This window comes from Spirillospora sp. NPDC000708, from assembly GCF_040299565.1.
In the GTDB taxonomy this organism is placed as follows: Bacteria; Actinomycetota; Actinomycetes; order Streptosporangiales; family Streptosporangiaceae; genus Spirillospora.
In genome coordinates this window covers 1-15,578 of the sequence record NZ_JBEPCJ010000153.1, presented here as the reverse complement: position 1 = coordinate 15,578, position 15,578 = coordinate 1, and the positions used below count along the sequence as shown (strand labels likewise).

Below are 15,578 nucleotides of genomic sequence, written 5' to 3'. Positions count from 1 at the left end.
TTCGCCGCGGAGCGCCGGCGGAGCGGCGAAACAGCCTGCCGGTCGTAACGGGGGTTCCAGGGGGTCGCCCCCCTGGGAAAACACAGAAATTACCCTCGCTGGGTGAGCAATTCCACGACCTCGGCGGCCTTGCGGTCGTGGGCGGTGGCGGTGGCTTCGGGGAGGCCGAGGAAGCGGGCGAGGTCGGCGAGGACCTCGGCCACGGGGCCGATGGTGGCGACGGCGGTGGCGCCGCCGGTGACGTGCCGCTCGTAGGGGAGCAGCGCCTCGTAGGCGCGGGCGGCGAGGTCGGGTTCGCCGAGCGCGATGGCGCGGCGTCCGCGGATCGCCATGACGAGGTCGTAGAAGTAGTCGCGGCGGACGGGTCCGGCGTCGGCCGGGACGGCGCGGCGGGCCTCGTCGGCGCGGCCGGCGGCGGCGAGCGCCAGGGCGTGGATGTCGGCGGTCGCGGCGACGTGCGGCCACTGCTCGCGCAGCCAGCCGGTCTCGGCGACCAGGTCGCCCGCGCGGCCCTGGACGTACCGGAGGCAGAACGCGCCGACGAGCATCATGCCGCGCTCGCTGCTCCAGATGCCGGTCCGGCCGATGGCGCCGCCGACCTGGGTGTAGACGCGTTCGGCCTCGTCGTAGCGGGCGCGGAACGCGTGCGCGAGGCCGCCGTACCACTCGGCGATCATGGCGAGGAGCGGGAGGCCGTACTGGTCGGCGAGGCGGCGGCCCTCGTCCAGGTGGCGGCGGGCGGCGGCGAGGTCGAGGGAGGCGACCTCGGTCTGCTGGAGCTGGAGGTGGGCGAGGACGAGGTAGCCGGGCAGGTCGTGCTCGGTGGCGAGGTGGAGCAGTTCGGTGGCGATGCGGCGGCGGTCGTGCAGGCCGTCGGCGGAGCGGTAGCCGTTGAGGTAGCCGCCGTTGAGCGCGGCGGCGAGCAGGGCGGGATCGCCGAGGCCGCGGGCGGTCTCGACGGCCTCGCGGGCCGCCTCGGCGCCCCGGTCGTCCTGCTCGCCCTCCAGCTCGATCGCCAGGGTCGTCAGGAGGCGGGCGCGGAGGGCGGGGTCGTCGCCGGGCGGGCCGGCCAGGGCGTGCTCGGTCGCGTCGATGACCTCGCGGTCCAGGATCCCGTACTCGCGGCTGGTCCACAGGGTCGGTACGTCGAAGGCGACGATGATGCGGGCGAGGAGGCGGACGTCGCCGAGCGCGCGGGCGTCGGCGATGGCGCGGCGGCGCCGGTCCCGGGCGTCGACGACCTGCCCGGCCAGCGCGGTGGCGCGGATCGCGGCCGCCTCGGTCTCCAGCCGCTCGCGGGCGGCGCCGTCGCCCAGGGCGCGCAGGGTCTCGGCGGCGCGGACCCACAGGTCGGCGGCGACGCGGTGGGCGTAGCGGGCCTCGGCGGCCTCCGCCGCGAGCCGCGCGTACCGGACGGCCCGGTCGGGCGCCGTGCCGGACTCCAGGTAGTGGTGCGCGATGGCGGCGACCTCGTCGGGGCGGTGCCGTTCGAGGGAGGCGGCGACGCGGCCGTGCAGGCGGGTGCGGCGGGCGCCCGACAGGCCGGTGTAGAGGGTGTCGCGGACGAGGGCGTGCGCGAACCGCAGCCGTCCGGGGGCGGGCTCCGTCACCAGACCGGCGGCGAGGGCGGACTCGACGGCGTCGATCACGGCGTCCTCGTCGCCGGACAGGTCGGCGAGCACGTCGAGGCGGGCGTCGCGGCCGGCGACGGCGGCGTCCCGCAGGACGGCGCGGGCCGGTTCGGGGAGCCGGGCGATGCGGCGGCGCAGCACGTCGCCGACGCCGGCGGGCACCCGGCGGGTCGCGGCGGGCAGCCCCTCGGCGGCCAGGAGCCGGGCCGTCTCGCGGGTGAAGAACGGGTTCCCGCCGGTCCGTTCGGCGATGGCGGACAGCTCCGCGTCGCCGAGCCGGGTGTCGCAGACCGCGCGGACCAGCGCGGCGACCTCGGCGGCCGACAGCCCGGAGAGCTCGATCCGGGCGGGCTCGTGTCGGGCCAGCGCGGCGAGCGCGGCGGCGAGCGGGCCGGGGACCTCGGTGTGCCGGAACGTCGCGGCGAGCAGGACGCGGCGGTCGCGGATCCGTCCGGCGAGCCGGGTGAGCAGCGCGAGGGTCTCCTCGTCGGCCCAGTGCAGGTCCTCGACGACGAGCAGGAGCGGCGTGCCGTCGGCGATCCCGGCGAGGTAGTCGCCGGCGGCGAGGTGCAGGCGGAACCGGCCGGCTCCGGCGTCGGCGTGCCCGGTCTCGCCGCCGTGCCCGGTGGCGGCGTCGTCCAGGAACGGGGCGAGGCGGGCGGCCAGCCCGGCGGGGGGCGGGGCGGTGGCGGCGAGTTCGCGCAGCAGTTCGGCCCAGGGCCAGGCGGCGGGCGCTCCCCCGGTCTCCGGCGCGCGTCCCCACGCGCACGTCCAGCCCCGTCCGACGAGAAGGCGGGCGAGCCGCTCGCTGAGCGCGGTCTTGCCCATGCCGGCGTCGCCGCTGATGAGGACGGTCGTGCCGTGTCCGGCCTCGGCCGCGCGGGCGGCCTCGTCCAGCACGGCCAGTTCCCGTTCCCGTCCGACGAAGGCGGCGCCGGACGGTTCCGCGGGCGCCGCCCGGACCGCGGACGGGACGGACCGTTCCACGCCGCCGCCGAGGTCCGGGGCCTGCGCGAGGATGCCCGCCTCAAGATCGCGCAGAGCCGGGCCGGGATCGACGCCGAGCTCCTCGGTGAGGGCGGCGCGGGCGCGGCGGAGCGCGGCGAGCGCGTCGCCCTGCCGGCCCGTCCGGTAGAGGGCGAGGGCCAGCAGCCGCCACGCCTCCTCGCGCAGCGGGTGGGCGGCGGCGTGCGCCTCCAGGTCCGGGACGGCCTCGGCGGCGGCGCCGAGCGCGAGCATCGCCTCGGCGCGGCGCTCGACGGCGAGGCGGCGCCGCTCGTCCAGCCGGGCGGCCTCCGCGGCGGCCCAGGGCAGCGCGGCGAACTCGGCGTAGGCGGGCCCGCGCCATTCGGCGAGCGCCGCCTCGGCGTCGCGGCGCGCCCCGGACGGGTCGCCCGCCGCCAGCCGCCGCGCGGCCCCGTCGATCAGCGCGTCGAACCGCCAGGCGTCGACGGCGTCGTCCGGCAGCCGCAGGGCGTATCCGGGCGGCTCGGTGACCAGGACGCGCGCGGGCGTGCGGGGCGGGCGGCCGGGTTCGAGGGCGCGCCGCAGGTGCGACACGAACGACTGGAGCCCGGCGGCGGCGTGCGGCGGGGCGGTACCGGCCCAGAGGTCCTCGACGAGCCGGTCCGCCGGGACCATCCGTCCGTGCGCGGCGGCGAGCCGCGCCAGCACCGAGCGCCGGCGGGGACCGCCCAGGTCGGCGGGAGCGCCCGCCACGTGCACGGCGAACGCCCCGAGGACGCGGACGGCGGTGGTCATGGCCCGATCAGACTAACCGGGCCGAATCGCCGCCGTCCGCCTACCCGCCCGCTGCGACCGCCGCCCCTGGCGGGGTCAGCGCGCCGCGCTGGGCTCCCGCTCGCGCCCGGCGCTCGCGGGCTCCGCGGCGCCGTGCAGGTCGATCTCCGGCAGGGCGCGGGCGAGCGGCTTCGGCAGCCACCAGTTCGCCCGTCCGAGCAGCGCCATCGCGGCGGGCACCAGCACGAGCCGGACGACCGTCGCGTCCAGCGCGACCGCGACCGCGAGCCCCACCCCCATCTGCTTGATGACCAGGCCGGGGTCGGCGGCGAAGCCGAGGAAGACCGCGACCATGATCAGCGCGGCGCTGCTGATCACCCGGCCCGTGGCGGCCAGCCCGGACGACACCGAGCCGCGCGCGTCGCCGTGCCGCAGCCACTCCTCCCGCACCCGGGACAGCAGGAACACCTCGTAGTCCATCGACACCCCGAACAGCACCGCGAACATCGGCAGCAGGATCAGCGACGACACCGGGACGCCGTGCGGGAGCCCGAGCGGGCCCGCTCCCCAGCCCCACTGGAACACCGCCGTCAGCACGCCGTAGGCGGCGCCGATCGACAGCAGGTTCATCGCGGCCGCCTTCAGCGGCGCGACCAGCGACCGGAAGACGATCATCAGCATCACGAACGAGGTGGCGACGACCGCGCCGATCATCGGCCAGAGCCGGTCCGACAGCGAGCGCGACAGGTCCACGTACGCGGCGGTGAGCCCGGTGATCTCCGCGCCCGGCGGCAGCTCGCGCGCCCGGATCCGGTCGACGACGGCGGGCGCGCGCTCGTCCTGCGGCCCGTACCTCGGCGTGACGACCAGGACGGCGGCGTCCCGCCCCGGGGACACCTGCGGCGGCGTCACGCTCACCACCCCGTCGGTGCGGGCGAGCCGGTCCCGCAGGGCGGGCAGCGTGCCCGCGTCCGTCTTCCGCAGGTCGACGGCGACGATCAGCGGGCCGTTGGCGCCGGGACCGAACCCCTCGGCGACCAGGTCGTACGCCCTCCGGACGGTGTTGGACTCCGGTTCGCTACTGGCGTCGCTCGGCCAGGTGCGCATCCCGAGCGCGGGCGCCGCCAGCGTGATCATCAGGACCGTCCCGGCGAGCAGCCACGGCCACGGGCGGCGCCCGACGTGCTCCGCCCAGCGCCGCACCCGCGGCGAGTCGGCGTGGACCGTCGCGCCGGGCGCCCGGTCGCGGCGGCGCAGCACCCGGCGTCCGGCCAGGCCCAGCACCGCGGGCAGCAGCGTGACCGCGCTCAGCACGGTGAACGCCACGACGAGGCCGGTCGCGAACCCCATCGTCATGTAGACGGGGTTCTGCGACAGCACCAGCCCGCACAGCGCCAGCAGCACCGTGAACCCCGCGAAGATCACCGGCTGCCCGGCGGTCGCGATCGCGCGTCCCGCCGCCTCGGGCACGTCCAGGCCCTCGGCCAGCCCCTCCCGGTGCCGGGTGAGGATGAACAGCGCGTAGTCGATCCCGACGCCCAGCCCCACCATGACCGCCAGCGTGGGCGCGGTCGTCGACACGTCGGTGAACGCGGCGAGCAGCGTGACCCCGGACACGCCGGCCCCCAGCCCGGCCAGCGCCACCGCGAGCGGCAGCCCGGCCGCCACCACCGACCCGAACGCCACGAACAGCACCACCAGCGCGGCCACGATCCCGACGCCCTCGGCGACGCCGCCGGGCGCCGTCACGTTCTCCGGCACCTGCCCGCCGAACTCGACCCGGTACCCGGCCGCGTCCAGGTTCCGCGTCGCCGACCTCAGCCGGTCCACGGTCTCCTTCGGCGCCAGCTCGGTGACCTGCACCGAGTACCGCACGGTGAGCAGCGCGGTCCGCCCGTCCGGGCTCGGCAGCGCCGGATCCACCGCGCTGACGTGCGGGAGCGTGCGGAGCCGCGCTCCCGCGACGGCCAGCGCTCCCGGATCGACCCGGCCGGACCTCCCGTGCACGACCACCCGCGCGTCCGCGCCCGACAGCGCGGGGAACCGCTTCTCCAGCAGGTCCCTCGCCTTCTGCGAGCCGCTTCCGGACTGCGTGTAGTCGTCGTGCAGCGCGCCCCCGGCGACGCCCGCGAGACCGGCCATCGCGCCGACGAGGACCAGCCACACGACGATGGACCGCCACGGCCGCAAGGCCGCAGCCTTGCCGAGGCGGTAGAGCAGGCGGGACATGGCCTCTCCCCCGAACGGTGTGATCCGACGCCGCCAGGCTGGCCCGCCCCGCTTGCCGCCCGCTTGCCGGTGACTTGCCGTCCGCCCGCAGGCCGTACGCTGTGGTCGTGAGCGAGCTGAACCCCGAGGACGCGAAGATCATCACCCTCGCCCGGTCCGCCCGGGCGCGAGCGGGCGCCGCCGAGGGCGCCGCCGTCCGGGACGAGACGGGCCGCACCTACTCCGCCACGAGCGTGGACCTGCCGTCGCTGAAGCTGTCGGCCCTCAAGGTCGCGGTCGCGATGGCCGTCTCCAGCGGCGCCGAGGACCTCGAGGCCGCCGCGGTCGTCACCGCCGCCGAGACCGCCGACGCCGCCGACGTGGCAGCCGTCCGCGACCTGGGCCCGAAGGCCCCCGTCCTGGTAGCCGCCCCCAACGGCGACCTCCGCACCACCCTCTGACCCCACCCCGACAAGCCAAGCCCCGCCCCACAGGCTCGGCAGGGTGAACCACTCCCGCAGGCCGAAGCCCGGCCCACACCAGGACACCCCGAGCAACACCAGACCGCGCCTCGACGCACCGGCCCGGCGGGTTGGGCCTCAGCCTGCCCTAGGACGCCCCCTGGCCCGTGCCAGCAAAAACTCTCGGCCTGGCGGTGTGAACCCCGACCAGCGGTCTGAGCCTCAGCCACAGACCACGGGCAGGCACGCGGAGCGAGTGCAGCGAGCGCAGCGGGCCTGCCCGGCGACGGACGGGCTGTTTCGCCGCGGAGCGCCAGCGGAGCGGGGAAACAGCCCGTCCGTCGTGACGGGGGTTCCAGGGGGTCGCCCCCCTGGGCTAACTCAGCCTGCGTACCAGGACGGTGCCTACGCGGTTGCGGCGGCCGGCGATGGTCTCGGCCTTGAGGGACAGGACGGGGGCGTCGCCGTCGGCGGGGCCGACCTCGGCGGTGGAGCCTTCGATCGGGACGCGGCCGAGGGCGTGCGCGAGCAGGCCGCCGACCGTCTCGACCTCCTCGGCGTCCAGCTCGACGTCGAACAGTTCGGCGAGGTCCTCGACGGGGAGCCGGGCGGTGACGCGGGCGGCGCCGTCGTCGAGCCAGGTCACGGGCGGGATCTCGCGGTCGTACTCGTCGGTGATCTCCCCGACGATCTCCTCCAGGATGTCCTCGATGGTGACGAGGCCGGCGGTGCCGCCGTACTCGTCGATGACCACGGCGAGGTGGATCTGGCGGGCCTGCATCTCGCGGAGCAGCTCGTCGATCGGCTTGCTGTCCGGGACGTACGTCGCGTCCCGCATGATCGAGCCGACGGTCTCGACCGCCTCGCCAGCGGGGTTCTCCTGGCTGCGGCGGACGACGTCCTTCAGGTAGGCGATGCCGACGACGTCGTCCTCGTTCTCGCCGACGACGGGGATGCGGGAGAAGCCGCTGCGCAGCGCCAGCGACATCGCCTGCCGGAGGGTCTTGCCGCGCTCGATGAACACGATGTCGGTGCGGGGCACCATGACCTCGCGGACGAGGGTGTCGCCCAGCTCGAACACCGAGTGGATCATCTGCCGCTCGTCCGGTTCGATCAGGCTGCGCTGCTCCGCGAGGTCGACGAGGTCGCGCAGTTCGGCCTCGGACGCGAAGGGGCCCTCGCGGAAGCCGCGGCCGGGGGTGAGGGCGTTGCCGAGCGCGATCAGCAGCCGGGGCAGCGGCCCGAGCACGCGGGTGACGGGGTGGATCACCGCGGCGCCGGCGAGCGCGATGCGGCCGGCGTGCTGGATGCCGAGCGTGCGCGGCCCCACCCCGATCACGACGTAGCTGACCACGATCATGATCGCGGCGGCGACGACGTAGGCGCGCCAGGTCTCGTCGAGCCAGGAGATGGACAGGTCCGCGACGATGACGGTGGCGACCAGCTCGCAGCCGATCCGCAGCAGCAGGACCATGTTCACGTAGCGGGCGGGGTCGGCGACGACCTCGGCGAGCTTGCCGGCGCCGCGCCGGTTCTCGCGGACGAGTTCCTCGACGGTGACCCGGGAGACGCGGGCGAGCGCGGTCTCGGCGCCGGCCAGCAGGCCCGCCATCAGGACCAGGCCCACCGCCAGGGCGGTCAGCCACCCCTGCGCGGTGCTCATCAGCGGCCGCGTTCCTCCCGCCAGGAGGCGAGCAGGCCGGCCTGCAGGCCGAACATCTCCTTGTGCTCCTCCGGCTCGGCGTGGTCGTAGCCGAGGAGGTGCAGGATGCCGTGCGTGCACAGCAGTTCCAGCTCGTCCTCGGTGGAGTGCCCGGCGTCCTTCGCCTGCTTCTCGGCGACCGACGGGCACAGCACGACGTCGCCGAGCAGGCTCGGGTCGGCCTCGCCGTCCTCGTCCGCGCCGCCGGACATGTGGCCGGGGCGCAGCTCGTCCATGGGGAACGACAGGACGTCCGTGGGGCCGGGCTCGTCCATCCACTTCTCGTGCAGCTCGGTCATCGCGGCCTCGTCGACGAACAGGATCGACAGCTCGGCGAGGGGGTGGACGCGCAGGCCGTCGAGGACGTGCCGGGCGAGGGCGGCGATGCCCTTCTCGTCGACCGCGGCGCCCGACTCGTTCAGCACCTCGATGCTCACTGCCGCCCCCGCTTGCGCGGCGCGCCGCGGCCGTTGGCGCCCTGCTTGAACTCCGGCACCCGTGACTCGTCGTACCGGTTGTAGGCGTCGACGATGTCGGTCACCAGCTTGTGGCGGACGACGTCGCGGCTGTCCAGCCGGGAGAAGTGGATGTCCTCGACGCCCTCCAGGATGTCCTGGACGACGCGGAGGCCGCTCAGCTGCCCGTTCGGCAGGTCGACCTGGGTGACGTCGCCGGTCACCACGACCTTCGACCCGAACCCGAGCCGGGTGAGGAACATCTTCATCTGCTCGGGCGAGGTGTTCTGCGCCTCGTCGAGGATGATGAACGAGTCGTTCAGGGTGCGGCCCCGCATGTAGGCGAGGGGCGCGACCTCGATGGTGCCGGCGGCCATCAGGCGCGGGATCGAGTCGGGGTCGACCATGTCGTGCAGCGCGTCGTAGAGCGGCCGCAGGTACGGGTCGATCTTCTCGTAGAGCGTGCCGGGCAGGAAGCCGAGCCGCTCGCCCGCCTCGACGGCCGGGCGCGTCAGGATGATCCGGTTGACCTTCTTGTCCTGCAGCGCGCGGACGGCCTTGGCCATCGCCAGGTACGTCTTGCCGGTGCCCGCCGGGCCGATGCCGAACACGATCGTGTGCTTGTCGATCGCGTCGACGTAGCGGCGCTGGTTCAGCGTCTTCGGGCGGATGGTGCGGCCCCGGCTGGACAGCACGTCCAGGGTGAGGACCTCCGCCGGGCGCTCGCCGCCCTCGCCGCGCAGCATCGCGAGGCTGCGCTCGACGGCGTCCGGGGTGAGCTGGGCGCCGTTCTTGAGCAGCTCCAGCATCTCGGTGAACAGCCGGGACGCGAGCTCGGTCTCGCTCTCCGGACCGGTGACCGTGATCTCGTTGCCGCGGACGTGCACGTCGACGGCGTCGCCGAAGGCGCGCTCGACCGCGTGCAGGAGCTCGTCCCGGGAGCCGAGAAGGCTCACCATCGAATGGTCGTCCGGCACCACGATCTTTATCTGGGAGCGTGCGCCGTCGTCACGCCCCGTCCGAGTTGACCTCGTGTGAGTTGATTCGACCATCAGCCGGGCCTTGCGGCCTCTCCGACCTGCCTTCTGTTCGCTCCGGGTGTCCTGGGTTGCGTTTCCATGGTACTGGGCGGCCCCGACGGAACGCCGCCGCTTTTACCCGCACCCGATCTCGCGTCGCCCGGGCCGGTACGGGCGCCCCGACCGGCCGGCCGGTCCGGGACCCGTCAGCCGGGCGGCCAGTTCAGGCCACGCCCGCCGAGCACGTGCGCGTGCACGTGGAGGACCGTCTGGCCGGCCTGCGCGCCGGTGTTGAAGACGACGCGGTAGCCGGTGCCGTCGACGCCCTCGTCCACGGCGACCCGGTGGGCCTCGCCCAGGACCTCGGCCAGCAGCTCCGGGTCGGCGGCGGCGAGCTCGGCGGCCGTGGGGTGGTGGTCCTTGGGGATGACCAGCACGTGCGTGGGCGCCTGCGGGTTGATGTCGCGGAACGCCAGCACGCGCTCGGAGTCCCGGACGACCTTGGCGGGCACGTCCCCGGAAACGATCTTGCAGAACAGGCAGTCGGTCATCTGTCTCCCCTCACGGCGGCCGGAACCGCGCCCCGAGATCCTATCGAGACCGCTGCGGGGATGGTCCGCGGCGCCCCATGATCGCTAAGGTTTCCGGCGTCGATCTCCGGTTGTCGAGCCGCATTCCGACCGGCCACTGGTTAAGGTTGTCAACTCAGGGCGTACCCCCCGGTCCGTGGGCGTTGCCGCGTCTTCGCGCGGGTGGGGGACACCCGGTTCGATGCCGGTCCGAAAGGTCCGTCCGAAAGGCGGCCGGGGGACGGTGAAGGCGGCGGATAGGTGACCGAGGTCCTCAGGAAAATGCCCTTTCGTAAACCCAGCGGCCAGGGTGCGCGTCCCACTGACGTGACCGAGACCCTCGTGGCCAGGGGAACGGCGGGGGCCGTGGCCGTCGCCTGGGACGCCGATCAAGCGGTGACCGCGCTCTACAGCGCCAACTACCGCTCGCTCGTGCGTCTCGCCGCCATGCTCGTGCGCGATTCGGGAACGGCCGAGGAGGTCGTCCAGGACGCGTTCGTGGCGATGCACGGCGGCTGGCGCCGACTGCGCGACCCCGACAAGGCCCTGTCGTACCTGCGCCAGTCCGTGGTCAACCGGTCGCGATCGGTGCTGCGGCACCGCGCCGTCGTCGAGAAGTACGCCCCGAAGGGGCTGCCGGACGCGCCGAGCGCGGAGGCCGGGGCGATCGGCGAGCTCGAACGCTCGGCGGTGATCGACGCGCTCTCCCGGCTCCCCGCACGCCAGCGGGAGGCGCTCGTCCTCCGCTACTACGCCGATCTGTCCGAAGCGGAGATCGCCAACGCGATGGGGATCTCCCGAGGCGCCGTGAAGAGCCATACGGCGCGCGGCATGACCGCGCTACGCAACGTCCTGGAGCAGTTCTCATGACCACCGACCCCCACGACGAGCACGGCGAGATCCTGCGCCGCGCCCTGCACGCGGAGGCGGACTCGGTCACACCCGCCGACGACGGCCTGGAGCGCATCCGGGCCCGGATAGCCGATCCGCGCCGCCGGCGCTGGTTCGGCCTGGAACGGTTCGGCACCGCCTGGTACGGGCTGGACCGGTTCGCCCTCACCTGGGCGCGGCCCGCGCTCGCCGTGGCCGCGGCCGTGGCGATCGCCGGCCTCGGCGTGACCGCGCCGCAGACGATCGACCTCATCCAGCACTCGGTCGGCAGCAACGGCCCGTCCGGCGACGACCACGGCGACCACACCGGCGACCGCGTCGACTCGCAGGGCCGCCCGGTGCTCCCCGGCTCGCCGACGCCGTCGCAGCCCGGCGTGTCCGGGTCGGCCTCCGCGTCGACGGCGACGTCCCCCTCGGCCTCGTCCAGCCCCGCGCCGTGCAAGTCCCCCGGGGCGGGCGGCACGAAGACGTCCCCGTCCCAGGCGGCGGCGCAGCACGGCAAGGCGTCCGCCTCGCCGTGCCCGAGCGGCAGCCCCACCACGAGCCCGACGCCGACGGAGACCCCGACGACTCCGCCGCCGTCGACGCCCACGCAGCCGACCGAGCAGCCGACGACGCCCACCAGCAGCGCTCCCGCCGTCACCACCGACCAGGGCACCGGCGCCTCCGCGCCCTAGCCCGAGGCCCGGCCCACTTCGAGACAGGTCCTGGCCACGGCCCGCCCTGGCCACGGCCCGCGCTCGCCGCCGGCCCGTCTCCCGGTCTCGCCGGGGGCGGGTCACCAGCGGCCGGTGGCGGCCAGCAGCACGGACGCGGCGGCCACCCCGGCCGTCGAGGTCCGCAGCACCGTCGGGCCGAGCCGGGTGGGGCGGCCGCCCGCCGCGGCGAACCGCTCCAGCTCCTCGTCGGCGATCCCGCCCTCGGGGCCGACCACCAGGACGATGTCCCCGTCCTCGGGCGGCTCGACGGCGCTGAGCGGCTCCTGGGCGTCCTCGTGCAGGACGAGCGCGAGCGACGCGGCGGCGATCCGATCGGCGACGTCGGCGGTGGACGCCAGGTCCGGCACCTCCGGCAGGCGGCTGCGGCGCGCCTGCTTCGCCGCCTCCCGGGCGGCGTTGCGCCACCGCCCGAGGGCCTTCTCGCGGCGCTCCGGGCGCCACTGGGTCACGCACCGGGCCGCCGCCCACGGGACGATCTCGTCGACGCCGGCCTCCGTCATGGTCTCCACGGCCAGCTCGCCCCGGTCGCCCTTCGGCAGCGCCTGGACGACCACGAGGCGCGGCGCGGGCGCCGGATCCGTGCGGCGGGACAGCACGTCCAGGGTCAGGGACGCCCGGTCGGCCGCCGCGACCACGCACTCGGCGAGCATCCCGGCGCCGTCGGTCAGGTCGACCCGTTCACCGGGCCGCAGCCGCCGCACGGTCGCGGCGTGCCGCCCCTCGGCGCCGTCCAGGACGACCCGGTCGGCGCGCAGCCGCGCCGGGTCGGCGAGGAACACCGGCGGACTCATCGCCCTCCCCCCGGGCCGCCGGCGGCGGGCCCGCCCGGAGCCAGCGGCGTGCCGTCGCGGCCCTCGCGGTAGCCCGCCACGGTGGCTCTTCAGTGCTGGTTGAAAACGTCCCTGAGGCGGGAGAACATGCCGCGCTGCCCCGGCGCGAACTTGCCGGGCGGGCGCTCCTCGCCGCGCAGCGCGGCGAGCCGGCGCAGCAGCTCCTCCTGCTCCTCGTCGAGCTTGCCGGGCGTCTCCACGTTCACGTGGATCATCAGGTCGCCGCGGCCGCTCTCGTTGAGGTGCCGCACGCCCCGGTTGTAGAGCGTGATCACCTGCCCGGACTGCGTACCGGGCTTGATGTCGACCTCCTCGGCGGCGTCCAGCGTCTCGATCGTGACGCTGGTGCCGAGCGCGGCGGCGGTCATCGGGATCTCGACCGTGCAGTGCAGGTCGTCGCCCTCCCGCTCGAAGATCGGGTGCGGCTTCTCGGCGATCTCCAGGAACAGGTCGCCGGGCGGGCCGCCGCCGGGGCCGACCTCGCCCTCGCCGGCGAGCTGGATGTGGATGCCGTTCTCCACGCCCGCCGGGATCTTGACCTTGACGGTGCGCCGGGTGCGGACCCGGCCGTCGCCGGAGCACTCGGTGCACGGGTGCCGGATCACCGACCCGAACCCGCCGCAGGCGGGGCACGGCCGGGCCGTCATGACCTGCCCGAGGAAGGAGCGCTGCACCTGCTGGACCTCGCCGCGGCCGTGGCAGGTCTCGCAGGTCTCCGGGTGGGTGCCGGGCGCGCAGCCCGTCCCCTCGCAGGTCGTGCAGGCGACCGCGGTGTCGATGGACAGCTCGCGGGTCGTGCCGAAGGCGGTCTCCGCCAGGTCCAGCTCGACGCGCAGCGTCGCGTTGCGGCCCCGGCGCGCGCGCGAACGGGGACCGCGGGAGGTCGCGGTGCCGAAGAACGCGTCCATGATGTCGCTGAACGGGAACCCGGCGCCGCCGAAGCCCCCGGCGCCCGCGCCCGCGCCGCCGCCCGGCGCGAACGGATCCGCACCGAGGTCGTACATCTCGCGCTTCTTCGGATCGGAGAGCACCTCGTAGGCCTGGGTGATCTCCTTGAACTTCTCCTGCGTCTCCGGGTCCGGGTTGACGTCCGGGTGCAGCTCGCGCGCGAGCCGCCGGTACGCCTTCTTGACCTCGTCGGCGCTGGCGTCCCGGCGGACGCCGAGGGTCGCGTAGTAGTCGTTGGCCACTTACGACCCCGCCAGGATCTGTCCCACGTAGCGTGCCACTGCCCGTACCGCTCCCATCGTGCCGGGGTAATCCATGCGTGTCGGCCCGAGCACACCTAGCCGGGCCAGCGTGAGGTCGCCGACGCCGTAGTCGGCTGCGACGACCGAGGTCGAACGGAGCCCCTCATCGGGGTTCTCGGTGCCGATCCGCACCGTAAGAGTAGAGGAGTCGCCGGTCTCGCCGAGCAGCCGCATGAGGACCACCTGCTCCTCCAGCGCCACCAGCACCTCCCGCAGGCTCTGCGAGAAGTCGACGGCGGCCAGGTTCGCCGCGCCGGCGAAGACGATCTTCTCCTCGTGGTTCTCGACGAGGGTCTCCAGCAGGACGGACAGGACCGCGGCCGCCACCGGCCGCTCGTCCGGGCCCACCTTGTCCGGCAGGTCCGCCACGGCGGACGGCACGTCGCCGAAGCCCAGCCCGTCCAGGCACGTATTGAGCAACGCCCGCAGGTGCCCCACGGATTCCTCGGAGATCTTCCCCGTCTCGATGACGCGCTGCTCGACCCGCCCGGTGTTGGTGATCAGCACCAGCAGCAGCCGGCCCTCGGCGACCGGGACCAGCTCCACGTGCCGCACCGACGAGCGGGTCAGCGACGGGTACTGCACGACCGCGACCTGCCGGGTCAGCTGCGCGAGCAGCCGGACGGTGCGGCCGACGATGTCGTCGAGGTCGTAGGCGCCGGACAGGAACGTCTCGATCGCGCGGCGCTCGGCGACCGACAGCGGCTTGATCGTGGACAGCCGGTCGACGAACAGCCGGTATCCCTTGTCGGTGGGGACCCGCCCCGCGCTGGTGTGCGGCTGGGCGATGTACCCCTGCTCCTCCAGCACCGCCATGTCGTTGCGAATCGTCGCGGAAGAGACGCCGAGGTTGTGCCGGTCCACCAGGGCCTTGGAGCCCACCGGCTCGTTCGTGGAGACATAGTCCTCGACTATGGCGCGCAGCACCGCGAGTTTCCGGTCGTCCAGCACCCGGTCACCTCCTTCTGCACCTTCCACAGGTCCTCACGTCCAGATATACCGCCGACGGGGCCTTGCTGGCACTCCGTAGTTCCGAGTGCCAAGTGTACGGCCCGGAGGGGACGTTCCGGGGGCCGCGGCCCGCCACCGGGCCGCGCGCGGCTGCGTGATCTTATCCCGGCCGTTAGTGTGCGGAACCGTGCGGAGCAAGAACTACGGAGACGACGTGCTCGCCGGCGACTGGCGCCGCCCCCGCAAGGGGCGGATCCCGGAGGTGCCGGTCGAGCCGGGCCTGGTCGCCGAGGATCCCGACAGCGGCTTCTGCGGCGCCGTGGTCGGCTGCGACAAGTTCGGCGTCACGCTGGAGGACCGGTTCGGCAAGCGCCGGGTGTTCCCCCTCACCAAGGCCGGCTTCCTGATCGACGGCAAGCCGGTCACCCTCGTCCGGCCCGCCGCGGCGCCCGCCGCCCCGGCCCGCTCGGCGTCCGGGTCGATCGCGGTCCAGGGGCTGCGCGCCCGCGTCGCCAAGGAGAGCCGCATCTACGTGGAGGGCGTCCACGACGCCGAGCTCGTCGAGAAGATCTGGGGGCACGACCTGCGCGTCGAGGGCGTCGTCGTCGAGTACCTCGAGGGCGTGGACGACCTGCCCGCGATCGTCGAGGAGTTCGCGCCGGACGAGGGCCGCCGCCTCGGCGTGCTGGTCGACCACCTCGTGGAGGGTTCCAAGGAGAGCCGGATCGCCGCGCGGGTGTCGTCCCCGCACGTCCTCGTGACCGGCCACCCGTTCATCGACATCTGGGAGGCCGTCAAGCCCGCCGCCGTCGGCATCCCCGCCTGGCCCCGCGTCCCCCGCGGCGTCCCGTGGAAGGAGGGCGTCGTCGAGGCCCTCGGCTGGGACTGCGAGACGGGCGCGGCCTGGAAGCGCATCCTCGGCTCCGTCACCACCTACACCGACCTCGAACCGGCCCTCCTCGGCCGCGTCGAGGAGCTCATCGACTTCGTGACGTGTTAGCCCAGGGGGGCTGTGTTAGTCCAGGGGGGCGACCCCCTGGAACCCCCGTCACGACGGACGGTCTGTTTCGACGCTCCGCGAGCGCTCCCCGGCGGAAAAGTCCGTCCGTCGCCCGGCGGGGCCCCGGCGGGCGCAGCACACGCGCCGCGGGC

The 15,578-nt window shown here is 74.7% G+C and carries 13 protein-coding genes; 4 read left to right on the top strand and 9 right to left on the bottom strand.

The genetic code is table 11. From position 1 onward, the window contains the following. Positions 1–89: 89 nt before the first annotated feature. Together ABT299_RS50280 and ABT299_RS50275 are read right to left on the bottom strand one after the other, a co-directional pair. Positions 90–3,392, bottom strand: a complete 3,303-nt coding sequence (locus ABT299_RS50280) for an ATP-binding protein (RefSeq protein ID WP_500255181.1) — start codon at positions 3,390–3,392, stop codon at positions 90–92. A 75-nt stretch (positions 3,393–3,467) separates the two neighbouring features. Then, on the bottom strand, positions 3,468–5,600 hold the full coding sequence (locus tag ABT299_RS50275) for an MMPL family transporter (protein WP_500255180.1): 2,133 nt from the start codon (positions 5,598–5,600) through the stop codon (positions 3,468–3,470). Between the two features lie 107 nt (positions 5,601–5,707). On the opposite strand from ABT299_RS50275, the gene ABT299_RS50270 reads away from it, so the two are divergent. After that, a complete protein-coding gene (locus tag ABT299_RS50270; protein ID WP_190856184.1) occupies positions 5,708–6,040 on the top strand; it encodes a cytidine deaminase-like protein in 333 nt (110 codons plus the stop codon). 376 nt (positions 6,041–6,416) lie between these two features. Here ABT299_RS50270 and ABT299_RS50265 read toward each other — a convergent pair whose 3' ends face one another. The 4 genes from ABT299_RS50265 to ABT299_RS50250 form a co-directional block, all read right to left on the bottom strand. Further along, a complete protein-coding gene (locus ABT299_RS50265; RefSeq protein ID WP_387031189.1) occupies positions 6,417–7,703 on the bottom strand; it encodes a hemolysin family protein in 1,287 nt (428 codons plus the stop codon). Continuing rightward, positions 7,703–8,179, bottom strand: a complete 477-nt coding sequence (ybeY, locus tag ABT299_RS50260) for an rRNA maturation RNase YbeY (protein WP_387031192.1) — start codon at positions 8,177–8,179, stop codon at positions 7,703–7,705. The genes ABT299_RS50265 and ybeY overlap by 1 nt, the downstream gene beginning before the upstream one ends. Then, entirely contained in the window at positions 8,176–9,249 is a 1,074-nt protein-coding gene (locus tag ABT299_RS50255) for a PhoH family protein (protein ID WP_190856187.1), read from the bottom strand. The genes ybeY and ABT299_RS50255 overlap by 4 nt, the downstream gene beginning before the upstream one ends. A 173-nt stretch (positions 9,250–9,422) precedes the next feature. After that, positions 9,423–9,767: a histidine triad nucleotide-binding protein gene (locus ABT299_RS50250; RefSeq protein ID WP_500255179.1), complete on the bottom strand. Its 345-nt coding sequence runs from the start codon at positions 9,765–9,767 to the stop codon at positions 9,423–9,425. Positions 9,768–10,067: 300 nt separating this feature from the next. Between ABT299_RS50250 and ABT299_RS50245 the strand changes: the two genes are divergently transcribed. After that, the gene (locus ABT299_RS50245; protein WP_190856284.1) at positions 10,068–10,655 is read left to right on the top strand and encodes a SigE family RNA polymerase sigma factor; all 588 of its coding nucleotides are present in this window, start codon (positions 10,068–10,070) and stop codon (positions 10,653–10,655) included. Further along, on the top strand, positions 10,652–11,353 hold the full coding sequence (locus ABT299_RS50240; protein WP_500255178.1) for a hypothetical protein: 702 nt from the start codon (positions 10,652–10,654) through the stop codon (positions 11,351–11,353). The genes ABT299_RS50245 and ABT299_RS50240 overlap by 4 nt, the downstream gene beginning before the upstream one ends. A gap of 101 nt (positions 11,354–11,454) precedes the next feature. Here ABT299_RS50240 and ABT299_RS50235 read toward each other — a convergent pair whose 3' ends face one another. From ABT299_RS50235 to hrcA, 3 genes are all read right to left on the bottom strand, one after another. Further along, on the bottom strand, positions 11,455–12,186 hold the full coding sequence (locus ABT299_RS50235) for a 16S rRNA (uracil(1498)-N(3))-methyltransferase (protein WP_500255177.1): 732 nt from the start codon (positions 12,184–12,186) through the stop codon (positions 11,455–11,457). Positions 12,187–12,275: 89 nt separating this feature from the next. Further along, positions 12,276–13,415, bottom strand: a complete 1,140-nt coding sequence (gene dnaJ, locus ABT299_RS50230) for a molecular chaperone DnaJ (protein WP_151596929.1) — start codon at positions 13,413–13,415, stop codon at positions 12,276–12,278. Next, complete coding sequence (gene hrcA / locus ABT299_RS50225; RefSeq protein ID WP_190856191.1) at positions 13,416–14,426, bottom strand: heat-inducible transcriptional repressor HrcA; 1,011 nt, start codon at positions 14,424–14,426, stop codon at positions 13,416–13,418. 187 nt (positions 14,427–14,613) lie between these two features. On the opposite strand from hrcA, the gene ABT299_RS50220 reads away from it, so the two are divergent. Next, entirely contained in the window at positions 14,614–15,426 is an 813-nt protein-coding gene (locus ABT299_RS50220) for a DUF3097 domain-containing protein (protein WP_500255176.1), read from the top strand. The last annotated feature ends 152 nt before the right edge of the window (positions 15,427–15,578 follow it).

Bases quoted from the DNA above. Each gene is read 5' to 3' on its own strand.
- ABT299_RS50235 (WP_500255177.1), bottom strand. From the start codon at position 12,186: ATGAGTCCGCCGGTGTTCCTCGCCGACCCGGCGCGGCTGCGCGCCGAC.
- ABT299_RS50250 (WP_500255179.1), bottom strand. From the start codon at position 9,767: ATGACCGACTGCCTGTTCTGCAAGATCGTTTCCGGGGACGTGCCCGCC.
- ABT299_RS50280 (WP_500255181.1), bottom strand. From the start codon at position 3,392: ATGACCACCGCCGTCCGCGTCCTCGGGGCGTTCGCCGTGCACGTGGCG.
- ABT299_RS50265 (WP_387031189.1), bottom strand. From the start codon at position 7,703: ATGAGCACCGCGCAGGGGTGGCTGACCGCCCTGGCGGTGGGCCTGGTC.
- ABT299_RS50240 (WP_500255178.1), top strand. From the start codon at position 10,652: ATGACCACCGACCCCCACGACGAGCACGGCGAGATCCTGCGCCGCGCC.
- ABT299_RS50245 (WP_190856284.1), top strand. From the start codon at position 10,068: ATGCCCTTTCGTAAACCCAGCGGCCAGGGTGCGCGTCCCACTGACGTG.
- ABT299_RS50255 (WP_190856187.1), bottom strand. From the start codon at position 9,249: ATGGTCGAATCAACTCACACGAGGTCAACTCGGACGGGGCGTGACGAC.
- ABT299_RS50275 (WP_500255180.1), bottom strand. From the start codon at position 5,600: ATGTCCCGCCTGCTCTACCGCCTCGGCAAGGCTGCGGCCTTGCGGCCG.